Genomic DNA, 16,656 nt, shown 5'->3' with positions numbered 1-16,656 from the left:
CTAGCCGATAGGAAGGTCTGTTTCCGGTACTTTATACCGAACTTTTGAATGAAACTGTTGTAGCGTTGTCAGCAGCCAGATAGGGCCGATACGGCCTACGAACATAAGGGCGATGATAATACACTTACCCGCAGTGGTAAGTTTTGCGGTTAAGCCCATGCTGAGTCCAACTGTACCAAATGCAGAAACAACTTCAAAAAATATTTCTAAAAATTGTCCGCGCAGCTGCGTGTGAGAAAAGTTTCCGCCCTCTGTTAAGTTTAGTGCAACAGTGGCAAGGCAGACAATAATAGTGACCATGAATACAAGCGTAACAACCTTGTTGATTGTCTTTGAATCCAGAGACTTGTTGCCAATGACGACTTGTTCCTGACCTCGTGCCTGAGCAAGCATGAATGCGCCAAGAGCCCGGAACGTTGTAACTTTAATCCCTCCCGCACATGACCCCGGTGCGCCGCCGATAAGCATTAAAAAAATCATAAACAGCAGATACAGGTTTGTCATTTCGGCCATGTTCACTGTGTTAAATCCGGCAGTACGAGCCGTCACAGACTGAAAAAGAGATGTAAGCAGGTTCGTTGTAAAACTCTCTCCGTTGGGGGAGGATATACGTGAAATAAACAGTGCAATTGTTCCGACAACTATCAGCATTGCAGATGTTGAGAGAATAATTTTGGTAATAAACGAGAGTTTGTGTTTCCTTTTCTGTCGGAACCATAAGTGTAGCTCATCCAGCACAGAAAAGCCCAACCCGCCAAGAATGATGAGTATCATAATGGTAAAGTTGACCCCTACGTTGGTTGTCATGCTCATCATGTTGTCTGGAAAGAGAGAGAATCCGGCATTACAGAATGCTGAAATGGCATGGAAAATTGCAGAAAATACAGTGAAGCGGCCATCTCCGAAGAAATAAAGCAGAATAGTTCCAACTATTTCAATGGTAAATGTCATCGCAGCCAGACGCAGTAAAAAACGTCCGAGATCAAACGATGTGTTGTGCAGAAGAGCCTGCCCGACAGCAAGCCTGTCTGTAAGTGTAACCCTTCGCCTGAGCAGATACAGGGCAAGACTTGAGTATGTCATAATACCAAGTCCGCCAAGCTGAATAAGGGCAAGCAGCGTTGTCTGCCCTCCGTCTGTCAGCGATGAAGCAGGGTCTATAACCGTAAGTCCTGTAACGCACACGGCAGAAGTTGCAGTGAAGAGTGCGTCTATCCAACTCATAGTGCCTGTAGATGAAAACTCATACAGCAGCATCGCCCCGACAATAATTGTTGTACCGAAGGCTGCTACTGGAAGCACAAAAGGTAGTAACGTCTTTTTAGCCATGGGGGTGCAATACGCCTACATGTTGTTGTATGCAAGAGGCTTTATAAGCCTCCTGCATCATTTTTTTATGGTCACAAGGCTGCTATTCGCTCCACAGAGTAGTAATAGCTTCTACAGTCTGTTGTAATTTTTTAGCGCGGACACGCATAATCGCCTCAATGAATTTATCTACTGCGTTGTTGAGTTCTTCAAGTGAGCCATTGTTCTCAAGAATAATATGACACGCTTTCATCTTATCATCTTCTGCCCATTGCCACGAGTCCATGGTAGCAATGAGATCATCGTTCCAGCCCCGAATTTCCTGCAGCCTGTTCTGGCGTGAGTCTTCGCTGCAACGGATTCCGGCAACAATATCCACTTCGCGATCCCAATGTGATTCATGGAGCAGTGGAATTTCAGCCACAGCAAACGGGTCGGCTGCATGTTCCTGCCAGAAGAGCATAAGGTCATGCAAAATGAGCGGATGAACAAGTTGTTCCACTTCGTTCCGGTTAGATTTTTTTTTCTGCATACGGGCGAAAAGCGCTTTGCGGTTCACAGGGCCGTCGTCGGGAGAAACCTCAGAGCCGAAGCGCCCGCGGAGTACATACCAGCCGTCTGCACCGTTTTCATATAATTTATGAACGACAGCATCCGCGCTCCATGTGGCAATGCCTTTTTCTGCAAGAGCAGAAAGAACTACAGATTTGCCGCAGCCCGGCATACCGGTAAGAGCCACTCGTTGTACCGCAAGAGTCAGACGTTCGATAAGTGCTATAAAGTCCTGTGGCGGCTGGCACGTGAAGGACATTTGTTTCTTGGTTGTTGGATGCTCAAAATTGAGTTTCCATGCATGCAGCATTTGACGGGAGGCAAAAGGTGCCAACGGGGAATCCTCTTTGACACCACCGCCGTATAGCGTGTCTCCCCATAGCGGGTAGCCTAGATGGCTCATATGCACTCGAATCTGGTGTGTTCTGCCTGTGAAGATTTTAATAGCGACGAGTGAAAATTTGCCCTTGGGGTCGGAGTAGAGTGTCCGGTACGCAGAATGTGCTTCCTTTGCATTAGGCACAACTGCCATACGAATTTTCATTTTTGGGTCACGACCGACAGGTTCTTTGATTTCGCCGGACTCAGGCGGGGTGCCGTGGACAATAGCAAGATATTCTTTCGAAATGGTACGCGCCGCAAAAGCTTCTGAAAGGGCAAGGCGAGTTTTTTCATTGAGTGCGACAATAAGAAGTCCTGAGGTGTCCTTGTCGATCCTATGAACGATACCGGGACGGAATCCTTCCATCTTTGTGATTTCAGGAATGGAATGCGCAAGGCGATGTACGAGAGTTCCTTCCGGACAGCTTGGACACGGGTGTACTGTAAGACCCGCTTCTTTGTTGATGACAATGAGGTCATCATCACGGTGAAGGATATTAATATCACCTTCTTCCGGGATGAGTTCGTTTTGCACTTCAGGTATGGTTACTGATATTTTCATACCTGAAAAAACTTTAGTGTTAGGCTTTGTACATTTTTTTTCATTAATTGTCACAAAACCGTCTTTAATTAGTTTTTTTATTTTTTCCCTGCTAACTACTTCATTTTTAAGAAAATCACCAAGATGTTTGTCAAGTCTGACACCATCAATATTTGCTGGGACGCTATGCGTAAAATGGGGAAATTCACTGTATTCTTCGGGTGTTGTCATGATATTTTCAGCTTATATTTTTTGTTTCTTGACCATTGGCAAATTTTCAGAGTATAAGTCATGCGTTTAGGCGCGGTCTTTTTAGACCGCTTTTTTAAAGCAATCGCTCAAGGAGGCCGATGTGGCTGTTTACGTGGTTGACCACCCGCTGGTCAAACATAAACTCGGACGAATTCGTGAAGCAAACATTTCTGTTGCAGAATTCCGTGCACTTTCCAATGAAATTTGTCGTCTTCTTACCTATGAAGCAACCAAAAATCTCGAAACTGAGAAATGCACCATCGAAGGATGGGCTGGTTCTGTAGAAGTAGACCAGATTAAAGGAAAGAAAGCTACCGTAGTTCCAATTCTCCGTGCCGGCATTGGTATGCTGGACGGTATTATGGATATGATCCCAGGCGTTAAAGTTAGCGTTGTTGGTATGTTCCGTAATGAAGAAACTCTTGAGCCTGAAGAATACTACGTTAAGCTCGCTAAAAACATTGAAGAGCGCACGGCAATTATTCTGGATCCTATGCTTGCAACCGGTGGTACTCTCATTGCTACCATCGATTTGCTCAAAAAAGCTGGATGTAAAAGAATTATCGGGCTGTTCCTCGTTGCAGCACCTGAAGGTGTTGAACGCGTTGTTGCAGCGCATCCTGACGTAGATATTTACACTGCATCTGTGGATGAACGACTCAATGAGCATGGATATATTTTACCAGGTCTTGGCGACGCTGGTGATAAGATTTTCGGAACCAAATAGCGTTTCGATCCGTTTTTGAACGGGAAGAGCATTTGACCCCCTCTGGTTCTGCTTTTTTAAAGCAGTGGATTTGGGGGGAGGATGCTCTTTTTTTGGGCGGTCAGGATATGGTTTAGCGCAGATATAGTGTTTTATATCAAAGTGTTGCGCTAATTGTTTGAGAAATGAGTTATAAAAACTCACAGTAGGAGGGAATGGTGTCAAACGGAAATACGGAATACTCTTTTAGGCTTAAAGATTGCCTTCTTGGCGCGCAGATGCTGTTTGTAGCATTTGGTGCTCTTGTGCTTGTTCCGCTGCTCACAGGACTTAACCCAAACGTGGCGTTCTTTACCGCCGGTGTGGGAACATTGCTGTTCCAGCTTGTTACGAAACGTTCTGTACCAATCTTTCTTGCATCTTCTTTTGCGTTTATCGCACCAATTATTTACGGCGTGCAGACTTGGGGTATTCCGGCGACTATGTGTGGCCTTGCTGCTTCCGGTTTTCTGTACATGGGGCTCGCACTTCTTATCAAGATTCAGGGTCCACAGATTCTTGAACGTGTATTGCCTACTACCATAACCGGCCCAATCGTTATGGTTATCGGCCTTATGCTTGCTAATGTGGCTGTATTCAATGCGCTGGGTAAAACTGGTGACGGTGCTCTTCAGCTTGTTCCGGAATCTACTGCTCTTGTTATTTCTATGGCATCCCTTGGTACGACTATTCTGGTCTCCTTGTGCGGTAAAGGACTGCTCAGACTGATACCTATTCTGTGTGGTATTGTCGTTGGTTATTCTTTAAGCCTGGCTTACGGGATCGTGGATTTTACTCCAGTTATGAATGCTCCGTGGTTTGCAGTACCTAATTTTGTGACCCCTGAATGGAACTGGGAAGCTGTTCTGTACATAGTACCGGTTGCAATTGCTCCTGCTATTGAGCATGTAGGTGATGTTCTCGCTATCGGGGCTGTGACGGGTAAAAACTATATTAAAGAACCGGGCGTTCATCGTACAATGTTTGGTGATGGTATTGCTACAACTTTTGCTTCTCTGCTCGGCGGGCCTCCTAACACTACCTATTCGGAAGTAACCGGTGCTGTTGCACTGACTAAATCTTTTAACCCGGGTATCATGACATGGGCTTCCATTATAGCTATCTGTCTGGCATTCGTTGGTAAACTTGGTGCTCTCCTTGGAACAATTCCACTTCCAGTAATGGGTGGTATTCTTGTTCTGCTTTTCGGTACCATTGTTGTTGTAGGTATGAACTCTCTTGTTCGTGCCGGTCAGGATCTTATGGAGCCTCGCAACCTTACAATTATCGCTGTAATTTTGATTTTTGGCGTTGGCGGTATGAGCTTCAGCGCTGGAGCCTTCAGTCTTAAAGGTATCGGTCTTGCCGGTATCATAGGTATTGTACTGAACCTCATTCTACCTAAACAACGCGCATAGCCTGAAATTCCGTCCAATATAAGGCTAAAGCCCCTGTCGCAATGCGGCAGGGGCTTTTTTTATTCAAATTTTAGTAGAATTCGTTTTTGTAAATAAATAGCAAGTAGTGTTGTGATGGGGGGGATAAGGAGAATTGTGCCTACAACGCTGAACACGACCCCCGGTAAAAGAAACAGCATTCCTGTAACGGCGATAATGCCTGAGCGGTATGCGGAAACCGGAGGAAGTAAACCAATCTGTAGATCATCAAGGCAGGTGTTTATCCATTCCGAGCTGTTATATTTTAAAATTATCAACCCGATGCAGTTTGTGACGATAGTTATGGCAAGTAGTACTAATTGCGGGTGGAACGGGGTTATGAGTTTGTGTTCAAGCGGGTTGATGATGGAAAAGAATAGAAATAGCGCAACGTAGCCTTGTAACTTTTCCGGATAGAGTAACTGTAGCGCGCGCAGCACAGATCTGCATGTCTCCAGTCGTTCAATTTGGCGAAGTTGGAGATCGCTTAATTCGTGTTTGTCCAGCAGAAAATGGAGTTCTGCTTTTGTAAGTATGGGCTTCATAATATGTATGATGGTTATTTCAAAAAACGAGGAGTATTTTGCGGAAAATGAGAGAGGGGAGTGTGTAGTTTTGTTATAACACCATGACATATTTTTTATAGACAAAGTGTTAAAAGATGTTAAAACCAATAAGGTAACTATTTTAGACTTTTGGCAGGTTGTATGCTTCTGGAGTAAGCAAAACTCCCGCCAGACAGGTCTGACGGGAGTGATAATCTGTAGAATTGGATGTCGCGGTGTTTGGCTTAGTCAAAGAAACTCATAATGGCTGCGAAGACTCCATCGATATCAAGCTTCGTTGTATCAATTATGTGTGCGTCATCTGCCGCAACAAGGGGCGCAATTTTACGGGTTCTGTCCTGCTCGTCGCGCTCTTTAATCTGCTGAATGATGATATCGAGGTCTGCCGGTTTTCCCATTTCCTGCAATTGCTTGAAACGGCGCGCGCCGCGTTCTTCTGCTGTAGCATCAAGGAAAAACTTGTATTCAGCATTTGGGAACACAACGGAACCCATGTCTCTGCCTTCTGCCACCAGAGACGTCTGAGTACTGATTTCCCGTTGGACTCGTTTCAGAGCATCACGCACTACAGGGAGTTTGGCAACGGACGAAGCGAGTGCGGCAACTTCTTCTGTACGGATTTCATCACCGACCGGTGTTCCGTTGACGGAGAGAACGGAATTAAATCCGATGCCGGAAAGAGAGAACGTGTACTGGGCAATATGCGCGTCCAGTTCTTTTTCAGACATGCCTGGAGCAGCTTCCCCAAATTTCCATCCAAAGATACGGAACATCGCTCCGGTATCGAGATAGGCAATGGAAAGTTCCTGTGCAACGCGCTTGGCAAGAGTTGTTTTGCCGACACCGGCAGGGCCGTCAAGGGTGACAACGCGCAGGTTATTCTGCATTAAGAATCTCCTTGAGAGCAGAAATAAGCACTTTGTTTTCATGGGCTGTGCCAATGGTAATTCGCAAGTGCTTTGGCAGGTTATAGCCCTTTACAAGAGGACGGATGATGAGCCCGCGTTTCAGAAGCTCTTCATTAAGGTAGTTACCGTCTTCCGGTGCTTCAACCATAATAAAGTTTGCGTGAGACGGATAGACAGTAAAGTCTAAGGCTTCAAGCTCTTGTGTAAGATATGCACGGCCTTCGCGTGTGACCCGCAGAGTTTCTTCGATAAATGGTGTGTCACTTAGTACGGCAATACCTGCCTGTTCCGCCAGTATGTTTACGTTAAACGGAGGGCGGATGCGGCGCAGATACTCTGCCAGTTCCGGATGCATGGCACCGAAGCCGAGACGCAGTCCTGCAAGACCGAATGTTTTTGAAAACGTTCTCAGGACACATACGTTTTCGTACTGTGCAAGTCGTGGCAGCATGGAGTGATTCTCTGCATTTTCCGCAAAGTCCATGTACGCTTCATCAACTACAAGAAGGCATGAAGCTGGAAGCTTGGAGTGAAGGGCAATAATTTCCTCCACTGCCGGTGCATAGCCGGAAGGGTTATCCGGTGTGGTGATGAAAACGATAGAAGTTTGTTCGTCTACCAGTTTGAGCAGGCCGTCCCAGTCGAATGAAAAATCGTCGTTAAGGGGGGTCTGGCGGAATTCAATACCGTTCAGCTGTGACAACACCTTGTACATGGAGAAGCATGGGGCAAAGGCCACAATGTTATTCTTGCCGGATGTCGCTTTGACACGGATGAGCATATCAATGACTTCATCAGAACCGTTTCCGGTTACGATGGAATCGTTGGGAATATGGAAATAATGAGCAATTGCGTCGATAAGATGCGGGGTGCCGACTTGAGCATAGCGGAATACGGATGCAGCATGAAGCTTGATAGTATCCTGCACTCGCGGGGAAGTTCCCAGCGGGTTTTCGTTGCTTGCAAGTTTGATGATGGAGTTGAGACCATATGCCTCTTTAACTTCATCGATGGATTTTCCTGCCGTGTAAGGCGAAAAGCTTTTTACCTCGTCGCGAACTGCGTCACATACAGATACTTTTGAGCTCATATATTGCCCCTTTCCCCGATGTATTCTTCAACATGTTTTGACATACTGCCTGTGGTTGATTTGGCTATCATATAAGGATGTAGCTTCGTTTCAGGCGAATTGCCGTTAGTTTAGACAATAGTTGAGCAAGTTATGCATTAAAAAAAATGCACAATTAAAAAGGACGACCCGTTCAGAGTCGTCCTTTTGAATAGACTACAAAAATGCATATCGCAAGAGGCAGCGTGTTAGTTAGTAAAATCAGGCCTTACTGTAAGAACCGGAATTTCTGCCCCGCGAACTATCTTGGCAGCAACGGAACCGAACAGAAGTCTGTCTATACCGGTTCTGCCGTGAGTCCCCATAATAATGAGGTCGGCCTTTTCATCAGCTGCAATTTCCAGAATTTCCTCGGCTGCAAAGCCTGTTACAACTCTTCCGGTAGTCTTAAGACCGGAGAAGTGTTTTTCGATGAAATCTTCCATATTTTTTTCCGCGCCGGTAACAATTTCACCTACAAAGGATTCAATTGTGTTTGGTGGAACATGAAAACCAACATACTGGTTCAGTGATGGAGCCGCATAAATAACAATTAATTCAGCATCAAATTTTTCAGCGAAAAGTCGTGCATACTCTGCAATGTAGGTACTTTCATCGGAAAAATCGACAGCTACAACAGCTTTGTTTATAGCAACCATACTACCTCCTGAGGGATAACGAGTATCTGTCTATAGTGGGTAACTGTTTTGTTTTATACACCATATACTCACATTCTGTGAAGATAGACAAGGATAACGTTCTTATGTAAATTGCAGAAGTCATGCTTTTTTTTCCGCAAATAATGGGCAGAAAATTCCGCATGATACGCTCCTGAAAAACGAAAATGTACTGTTTTCAAGGGCTCAGACGTTTTGGCAAGCTCTTTGCTAGGTTAGGTGTAAATCCTAATCGCCGGGGATATTGTTATGAGAATAAATACTACAGAACAGATTACATCGATTGAAAAGCAGAGTCAGGCAACCAAAGCCTCTAAAAGAGCTGCGGATGGTTTCCATAATTTGCTTTCTCAGGAAATTGAGTTGCAGAGTAAGTCTGCAACAGAGGCAATCTTGCCTCCCGGTACCCGCTCCATTGCGTTTGACCCGCGTCTGAATGCAGATCAACAGGAAGTCGATAAGCCTGCTGTTGATCCGAAAAAAGTGGCTGATGAGTTAGAAGGTATTCTCGATCAATGGGAAAAATATTCCACACAGATCAGTACACAAGGCTCACCGGACCTTAAGGGCGCGTTTGGAACTCTTCAGGAGCTCGCCCATAACCTTGCAACGCTCAAACAGACTGCACCGTCTCTTCAGTCCGACTTTCCGGAGTTGGACAACGTGCGCAATGAGCTTGAGGTTATGACCGTAACTGAACAATTTAAATTGAATCGCGGGGATTACCTCGTATAAAACTTACGATGCTGCCGTTGTCTTTTATAGACTACTGTGTGGCGAGCAATGAGGCGATAATCTGCAACAGCAGCAGCATTCCTTGCGAAAAGAAGTTAAAAGAAAAGGCAGCCTGATAGGCTGCCTTTTCTTATGAAATACGAGTAAATTTACTGCTACCGTTTTAGTTCATGCAGCAGGGTAGAGATTGCCGCCATGGCAGTCTGATACCGGACATCAGTTCTGTCGCCACTGAATACGTGGTGCTGTGCAAAGCGCTGTGTGCCAAGAGCAAAGCCTATCCAGACTGTGCCGACCGGTTTTTCTTTTGTGCCGCCGGTAGGGCCCGCAATACCCGTTACAGAAATTGCTGCCTGCAATTGCAGGGCATCCTGTACTCCCTGTACCATTGCCAGTGCTGTTTGTTCACTTACAGCACCATGTTGCAGCAAGGTTTCGTGCGGTACGTGCAGTATGCTTTCCTTTACCTCATTTGCATAAGAAACAATGGTTCCTTTAAACCAGTCAGAGGAACCGGACACTTCAGTAAGCAGCATAGAAATGAGCCCGCCAGTGCATGATTCCGCCGTGCCGAGCATGTATTTCTTTTGGCGGAGGATTTCACCGAGTTCTAAAATTTGTGTGGATAATTCTGGAATATGCATATGATAACTCCCTGATTACTCGCTATCATTCCGTGAGTAGCATAGCAAGCAGTCCTTGCTAGAGACGCAGTTTGCACTGTAGAATGGCGTGAAGAACAGGAGGCATAAGCGGTGACAGATTTTCAGTCTCTTTCGGCATCCTTGAAGGGCGAGGTTATGGTGGATATCGCCAACGGGTACTTTGGTGCGCGTAAGGCTATTGATGACGAACGTGAATTTTTTGAGCGCGTCGAAAGCGATATCAGACTGGCGGAACAGCGCGCGTTAACTATCTGTGCTCAGTTGATGGCATTGTTGACCAGTGAACATAATATGGAAGGGCTGTTATATGTACTTGGTGTGCCGGTTGACTTTTTGCCTCGTGTAGAGTCTGCCGATCCTTGGCTGAGTATGAAGTTGCCTTTTGCCTTCACAGCAGAGGGGCGGTACGAAAAGTGTGTTCTTGAAACATATGAACGTATGCGTAACGCCTTTGAGTTTTTTTTGCATGGCACGCTGTATGAAAAAAAGGGTTCCTTAGAAAAGTATGGTAAGACAACGGGATTCTATCGATACATGGAATGGTGCACTGAGTTGAACGAGCACATTGCTAAAGTTAATCGGGATCACTCTCCGTCACAGGTTCTCAGTGTCGTACGCGGGATGGATGTGGACAAGGTGGCTAAACAGAAAGCGGTCGGAGCAGTGAACAGCAAGGCCGGATGCATCCCCGGAGAGGATATGTGTCTGACATTTGTTCCGTGTGAGGAATTTTCCGGAATGGTGCTTCCGGAACTTCCAGCGCTCAAAGCAAAGCTGGATAAAAGAAATAAGGTGTCATCTCTCATTAAGCAGTACGCTTCGGAAGTATACAAAAGTGACCGTGCAAAGGTTGAACAGCTGATTGAGATCTTGAAAAAGAATTAAAATTGCGTTTGAGAGGGCAGCGTTATAGCTCTTGCGGCATTATCTACAGTTTTCTCTGGTTATGCCGAAGAGTGTTGTATGCTGCCTTTTTGCGTTGTTTCGCCATAGATTGCGGAACAGGAGTAGAGTGGCAGTTGTTTTGTAAGAGATGTGATACAGGCTTACCGGAAGGCATGTTTATTTTTCAGGAGATAGTAATGCGCTGTCGATTTTTAGCTGTTTTTTTGGGCATTGCCCTGAGTGTATTTTCTTTTGTTGTTGTGCCTCAGGCATACGCAGAAGCGCCAATTAGAGTTACATATGGCTTTGACAGGGAGTTCCCGCCATTTTCTTTTGAAGAAGCAAAAGGAAAGGCTGTTGGCTTTGATGTTGACTTAATTCGCGCCATATTTAAAGGCCAGAACGTTAAGCTGGTTACACGTCCTCTTGTTTGGGATCATGTGCTTATGGAACTTTCTTCCGGCGCAATTGATTTGACCACAGGTATGGCAAAAACAAAGCAGCGTAGTCTGCTCTTCCATTTTTCAGAGAAACCGACGTTACCGATGAAGATTCGTCTGTTTACCAAAACTCCAAACAGAGTCGGGAACGTTACCTTGTTGCGTGGGCAGAAGGTGTCTGTAAAACGTGGGTCGTTCCAGCAGCGCGTTCTCGAAGAGTTTGGCGGAATGAATGTTAAGCCATTCGTCACAATGGTTGATGCAATCCATGCTCTTGGTCGTGACGAAGTACAAGCGTATTGTGGGCCGGAGGAGACAGCATACTACTATCTGAAGCGCTTTAAATACGGTGAAGTTAGTGCGGTGGGCAGTCTTTTGCGTGTTACAGAATCCTTTGTCGCGGTTAACCGTGATAAAGGACGTATTCTGGAAATGGTAAACAAAGGTTTCCAGCGTGTCGTTGCTACAGGCGAATATGATAGAATTTACCGAAAATGGTTTGTTCCTGAATTATATGAAGATGAATTGAACAAGCTGTTCGAAGCAGCTTCCGAAGCTGCAGTAAACGCGTATGCGCCATATTCTAAAGTTCCTGTAGGCGCGGCAGTGCTGACTCGTTCCGGCAAAACCTATGTGGGATGTAACGTAGAGACTGCTAAGGAAAATGTTTCTGCCATTAAGACTGCAATGCTTAAAGCAATTGCAGACGGCGAGTACGACTTCCGTGCTGTAGTAGCATTGGCTCCTGATGGTTCTGTTGTTGCCCCGACTGCTGAAGATAGGCAGTTTCTGTTTGAGTTCGGGCGTGGAATCCTTGCGGCTGTTGAGCCGGATAAAGGCGATGTGAAAATGATCATGGTGTCCCGGTTGTTACCGTACCCGATTTTGTCTGGTAACAAAGGTTTTACCTACGATTAATCTATAACGCTCCATAATTTCTGTACCTTGAAAAAGCCGACATTGTCGGCTTTTTTTATTTTTATAGAAAATGCGTAGCGTCCTGTTTACGTATAAAAATATATTTATTTTTAAATATGGCTAAAGTCGATACAGGGATGCCGATAAGATACTTGTATTCTTATAGCTTCGGGGAAGGTGTGTTTTATGTCGGTGCGGCTGTTTGAATACAATTAATAATGACGATGGTTGATTGAACAATCTGTTTTGTACATTTTCTAGCGTCTATTTTTAAATATATTTCTACAACGGCACTGTGTTAATACTGAGAATTTTATTTAGTATTACTCCCTTTGGCTAGAACCGAATTATAGGAATAGAGAGCTTATGAATATTAAACGCAAAGCCTCAAATTTTTTATTGGTGGGAATTGTAACAATACTGGTGGCTGCACCGGTGACGTATTATTCACTAACACATCTTGTATCTGCTTATAATGAGTTTACAGAACGGGTTGGAACCCGTCAGGACTTGCTGCAAACCATGAAGTCCGAGTTTGGTTATGGTGGTATTATACATAACTTTAAAAACTATGTACTGCGTGGGTCAGACAAGTATTACAATATGGTTATGGCTAACCAGAAGAAGATAGACAAAGCACTGCAAGAATATAAAGGGTTGCAGGATATTACTCCGGAGGAACGCGAGGCTCTTCAAAAATTAGAAAAGGTTGCTGTTCTGTACGATGAGAATGTCAGGCTCGTGAAGCGCCTTTGGAGTGAAGGCAAAACGCCTGCACAAATTGATAAGATAGCGAAAAGAAGTGATTATTTGGCGATTGAAGGGTTTGCCGTAATAGAAAAATATTACGACGAGTTGAAGGAACATTCTGTTGCAGAGTTTACAAGCTCTCTTTCTATGCTGCATTATATTCTAATTATGGGTCTCCTTATTGTAACTTCTGTGCTCATTACCGTGTGCCTTGGTTATGCAAAGACTGCCCGAGAGCTGAGTATTGTTTCCGGTGTAGCTGCGCATGTTGGTGATAATCCGGATGCAGTATATTCTTTAGATAATAGCCGTGCAGATGAGCTGGGAATGTTGGCTCAAGCGCTTACCAATATGGTTCAGAGTCTGCATAAGCAGATTCTGGATGCAAAAGAAAAGACTGCCGTTGCTGAAAAGAGCACCAAAGAAGCACTTGCTGCTCGTGCTCAGGTTGAAGCGCGCGAAGAGGATATTCAAAAGATTTCTTCCCGGATTATTGAGACTGCGAATAAATCCTCCGATGCTATGCGTTCTGTTGTGGCAACTACCGAGTCACTTACCGATCAAATCGGTCAGATAGAGTCCGGTGCACAAGAGCAACGCTCACGTATTTCAGAAACAGCAATGTCCATTGATGAAATGAACTCAACAGTTCTGGATATTGCCCGGAACGCGAGCGAGGCTGCAAAGAAAGCTGACCAGACTCGGGGACGTTCTGATGAAGGCGCAAAAATTATTGCAGAATTGAAAGATGCCATCGGATTTGTGGCACAAAGCGCAGAAAATCTGCGTGGTGTAATTACCGACCTCGGGGTTCAGGCAACGAATATTGGTGGTGTCATTTCCACTATTTCTGATATTGCAGATCAGACCAACCTGCTTGCTCTTAATGCTGCAATCGAAGCGGCACGCGCGGGCGAAGCCGGACGGGGATTTGCAGTTGTAGCAGACGAAGTACGTAAGCTTGCAGAAAAAACTATGGTTGCAACCCGTGAAGTTATTGATCAGGTCGGCGGGATTCAGCGCGGCGTTGAAGGAACTACTGCCGTTGCAAACGAAATGGACAAATCCGTGGAGATTACAACAAACGGCTCTGACAAAGCGCTTGTTGCATTGACAGAAATTAACTCCATGGCGATTGAAACAGCAGACAGTATCCGTTCAATTGCCACAGCGTCTGAGCAGCAGTCTGCAACCAGTGAACAGATAAGTAGCGCAGTGGTAGAAGTGAACACCATTGCAACAACCACCGCAGAATCAATGAGCGACTTCAGTCGTTCTCTATTTGATGTCCGCACACAGGCTGTTGAGCTTGAATCACTTATGGCTGATTTAAAACAGTAGGTGTGTATGGGGCATTGTTTTAGTGTTTGTGCCTCCGGCGGGCGGGCCTCTGTCAGAAGAACGTCCTCTCGAATGCATTGACGTGCAGAGTTTTCATTGCCCGTAACCAGTGCAGATCAACACTAAGCTATGTTAACAGAAAAGGATGGAGCAGTAGCTCCATCCTTTTTGTGTTTTGAGAAAGAGTTTCTCCAGACGTCGGGGATGTAAAAAAAGTGTGGCAGACTGACCTATGGCGTTAGGCTGACAAGCGTCACTGGAAGATGGTTAGACGACCGCATCGACCAACTAGACGTTGCCGCGATACCTGAACAGGGTACGGAGCACCTTGCGTGTAAACGGCGAAAAAACTTTTTCGCTGAGTATGGTTCCAGCTACCTTTTTGTTGATTTCGCCGAGTGTCGGATAGGGGTGAATTGCGCCTGCAAGGGTGGAGAGTGTCATTTTTCCACCGAGGATGGCGACCCATTCGTTTATAAGTTCACCGGCGTGGAGTCCGGCGATTTGCACGCCGATAACATGTCCTTTGCTGTCTTGCAGGAGCTTTAATTTACCGTTTGGCTGGTTTTCTGCAAGTGCGCGGTCATTTGATGCAAAAACTTCTGTATGAACCGTGTAGTCTATTCCGGCGTTTTGTGCGCGTTTTTCGTTATAGCCGATGGAAGCAAGTTCCGGATCACAGTAGGTCACCCACGGGAGCAGGGTGTAGTCTGCCTTACGCGGTATTTTGAACACTGCGTTGGCTATGACTATGCCGCCCTCGTAGCCTGCGGCATGGGTGAACTGATGCTTGCCGGTGATATCACCCACTGCATATATGTGCGGAACATTAGTCCGCATTCTGTTATCAACTGGGATACCTTTTGTTGAATATTCCACGCCTGCATTTTTGAGATTGAGCGCTTGCACTGAAGGGGCTCTGCCGAGAGCAACGAGGAGGCTTTCGCTGGTAATTTCCTGTGCGGGATGTTCTGTGGTTCCATAATGGACGGATATTTTTTCGCCGTTCTGGGTGACTTCTTCAATGCTTGTGCCTGTTATGACCCGAATGCCATCGTTGCGGAGGGATGTTTCGACAATTTCTGCCATGTCCGGATCTTCTTTTGAGAGAATGTGTGGAGAGCGTTGGAGCAGCGTGACCTTGGAACCTAATCTGTGAAGAGCTTGAGCTATTTCCACGGCGATAGGGCCGCCACCGATGACCGTGAGAGACTGCGGGAGCCTCTGTTGGGAAAAAATGGTTTCGTTAGTGAGATAATTGACAGAACCCAAGCCCTTGAACGGCGGGATTGAAGGGGCAGATCCTGCTGCTACTACAATGATTTTACCGGAGATGTGTTCAGGTGTTTTGCCGTCTGTGGGGGCAAGAGAGATAGTGTGCGGGTCTGTAAAAGAGGCAATGCCAAAGCGAATAACGGCTCCGAGCTTTTCAAAGCGTTCCGGAGAATCGTGCGGCTGAATGGTGTCGATAACGGATTTGATGTGTGCTGAGATTTTTGAAAAATCGACAGGTTCAAGTGCCGGAGCGGGTAGCCCGTAGTTTTCGGCTTTTGTCATCTGGTTGCGTACGTTGGCACATTTAATGAGCGTTTTGCTGGGCACACAGCCGTAATGAAGGCAGTCGCCACCCATGTGTTTTTCTTTTTCTATCAGTAATACTTTAACACCCAGCTGTGCTGCACCGGAGGCTACGGTTAGTCCTGCTGCGCCGCTGCCAATAATGATGAGATCAAAATCGTATTTTGCCATTTAGGTGTTCTCTTTTACTTTACGGATAATTTTTAAAAAATATTTTGCAAGTAAGGGAAAAATACCGAGAAGGGCGAAGGAAAGAATGTGCACAGGTTGGAGAATGTCTGAGACGTCATTGATAGTGGCAAGATGTTTTCCTGCATTCACATACACAGCAGTGCCCGGCAGCATCCCCAGTTGTGATACCCAGAAGTATGTTCGCAATGGCAGGGTGGTGATGCCCATTATGAGATTTATTGCAAAGAAGGGAAAGATGGGAACAAGACGAAGGGTGAAGAGGTAGAACGCTCCTTCCTTCTCGATTCCTTCGTTAATTTTCTTAATTTTGTTGCCGAATGTATTCTGAACCCAGTCCTTGAGAATATAACGGGATACAAAACAGGCGAGTGTTGCGCCGATAGTAGATGCGAACGATATGGCAATCAGTGATGTCCAGAAGCCGAATAAACCACCCGCAGCAAGGGTCATTATTGTAGCCCCGGGAATAGATAAAGCAGTGACAAGGATATAGAGAAGAATGAACCCGCCTACAAGTAGGATACTGTATTCTTTGTATAGTACCCTGAACGCATCCTGTTTTTCTTTAATGTATTCAAGTGTAAGGTAGTCTGTAAGGTTAAAGTACCAGACTGATGCCAGTAGAAGAGCAATTATTGTGATCAGGCTGATGCGTTTTGCTTGAATTGCAGTCATTCG

15 protein-coding genes are annotated in these 16,656 nt (G+C 45.6%); 6 read left to right on the top strand and 9 right to left on the bottom strand.

What is annotated here, in order from left to right; genetic code table 11:
- Positions 1–1,329: a TrkH family potassium uptake protein gene (locus tag F461_RS0101850; protein WP_019999460.1), complete on the bottom strand. Its 1,329-nt coding sequence runs from the start codon at positions 1,327–1,329 to the stop codon at positions 1–3.
- Positions 1,330–1,411: 82 nt separating this feature from the next.
- Positions 1,412–3,013 carry a dephospho-CoA kinase gene (gene coaE / locus F461_RS0101845; RefSeq protein ID WP_019999459.1) on the bottom strand — a complete coding sequence of 534 codons (1,602 nt, stop codon included), beginning with the start codon at positions 3,011–3,013 and terminating at the stop codon, positions 1,412–1,414.
- A gap of 121 nt (positions 3,014–3,134) precedes the next feature.
- Between coaE and upp the strand changes: the two genes are divergently transcribed.
- Complete coding sequence (upp, locus tag F461_RS0101840; RefSeq protein WP_019999458.1) at positions 3,135–3,761, top strand: uracil phosphoribosyltransferase; 627 nt, start codon at positions 3,135–3,137, stop codon at positions 3,759–3,761.
- A 194-nt stretch (positions 3,762–3,955) separates the two neighbouring features.
- The gene (locus F461_RS0101835; protein ID WP_034604239.1) at positions 3,956–5,197 is read left to right on the top strand and encodes a uracil-xanthine permease family protein; all 1,242 of its coding nucleotides are present in this window, start codon (positions 3,956–3,958) and stop codon (positions 5,195–5,197) included.
- Between the two features lie 59 nt (positions 5,198–5,256).
- Here the strand turns inward: F461_RS0101835 and F461_RS0101830 are convergent, their stop codons facing one another.
- The 4 genes from F461_RS0101830 to F461_RS0101815 form a co-directional block, all read right to left on the bottom strand.
- On the bottom strand, positions 5,257–5,760 hold the full coding sequence (locus tag F461_RS0101830) for an FxsA family protein (RefSeq protein WP_019999456.1): 504 nt from the start codon (positions 5,758–5,760) through the stop codon (positions 5,257–5,259).
- A 245-nt stretch (positions 5,761–6,005) separates the two neighbouring features.
- On the bottom strand, positions 6,006–6,668 hold the full coding sequence (cmk, locus tag F461_RS0101825; protein WP_019999455.1) for a (d)CMP kinase: 663 nt from the start codon (positions 6,666–6,668) through the stop codon (positions 6,006–6,008).
- Positions 6,658–7,779: a histidinol-phosphate transaminase gene (gene hisC, locus F461_RS0101820; RefSeq protein WP_019999454.1), complete on the bottom strand. Its 1,122-nt coding sequence runs from the start codon at positions 7,777–7,779 to the stop codon at positions 6,658–6,660. The genes cmk and hisC overlap by 11 nt, the downstream gene beginning before the upstream one ends.
- Positions 7,780–8,006: 227 nt before the next feature.
- A complete protein-coding gene (locus tag F461_RS0101815) occupies positions 8,007–8,456 on the bottom strand; it encodes a universal stress protein (RefSeq protein ID WP_019999453.1) in 450 nt (149 codons plus the stop codon).
- Between the two features lie 267 nt (positions 8,457–8,723).
- Between F461_RS0101815 and F461_RS18405 the strand changes: the two genes are divergently transcribed.
- Positions 8,724–9,209, top strand: a complete 486-nt coding sequence (locus tag F461_RS18405; protein ID WP_019999452.1) for a hypothetical protein — start codon at positions 8,724–8,726, stop codon at positions 9,207–9,209.
- 155 nt (positions 9,210–9,364) lie between these two features.
- On the opposite strand, the gene F461_RS0101805 is transcribed toward F461_RS18405, so the two are convergent.
- On the bottom strand, positions 9,365–9,853 hold the full coding sequence (locus tag F461_RS0101805; RefSeq protein ID WP_019999451.1) for a CinA family protein: 489 nt from the start codon (positions 9,851–9,853) through the stop codon (positions 9,365–9,367).
- Between the two features lie 111 nt (positions 9,854–9,964).
- Here F461_RS0101805 and F461_RS16795 point away from each other — a divergent pair, with 111 nt between their 5' ends.
- From F461_RS16795 to F461_RS16790, 3 genes are all read left to right on the top strand, one after another.
- On the top strand, positions 9,965–10,759 hold the full coding sequence (locus tag F461_RS16795) for a hypothetical protein (RefSeq protein ID WP_019999450.1): 795 nt from the start codon (positions 9,965–9,967) through the stop codon (positions 10,757–10,759).
- Between the two features lie 197 nt (positions 10,760–10,956).
- Positions 10,957–12,117, top strand: a complete 1,161-nt coding sequence (locus F461_RS0101795) for a cytidine deaminase (protein WP_019999449.1) — start codon at positions 10,957–10,959, stop codon at positions 12,115–12,117.
- A gap of 366 nt (positions 12,118–12,483) precedes the next feature.
- Entirely contained in the window at positions 12,484–14,208 is a 1,725-nt protein-coding gene (locus F461_RS16790) for a methyl-accepting chemotaxis protein (RefSeq protein ID WP_019999448.1), read from the top strand.
- Between the two features lie 288 nt (positions 14,209–14,496).
- Here the strand turns inward: F461_RS16790 and F461_RS0101785 are convergent, their stop codons facing one another.
- Both F461_RS0101785 and F461_RS0101780 read right to left on the bottom strand, forming a co-directional pair.
- Entirely contained in the window at positions 14,497–15,957 is a 1,461-nt protein-coding gene (locus F461_RS0101785) for a dihydrolipoyl dehydrogenase family protein (RefSeq protein WP_019999447.1), read from the bottom strand.
- On the bottom strand, positions 15,958–16,653 hold the full coding sequence (locus F461_RS0101780; protein WP_019999446.1) for a TVP38/TMEM64 family protein: 696 nt from the start codon (positions 16,651–16,653) through the stop codon (positions 15,958–15,960). It lies immediately after the preceding gene.
- Positions 16,654–16,656 lie beyond the last annotated feature (3 nt).

This window comes from Halodesulfovibrio aestuarii DSM 17919 = ATCC 29578 (assembly GCF_000384815.1).
Taxonomy (GTDB): domain Bacteria; phylum Desulfobacterota; class Desulfovibrionia; order Desulfovibrionales; family Desulfovibrionaceae; genus Halodesulfovibrio; species Halodesulfovibrio aestuarii.
This window is presented reverse-complemented; position numbering and strand designations above follow the sequence as displayed.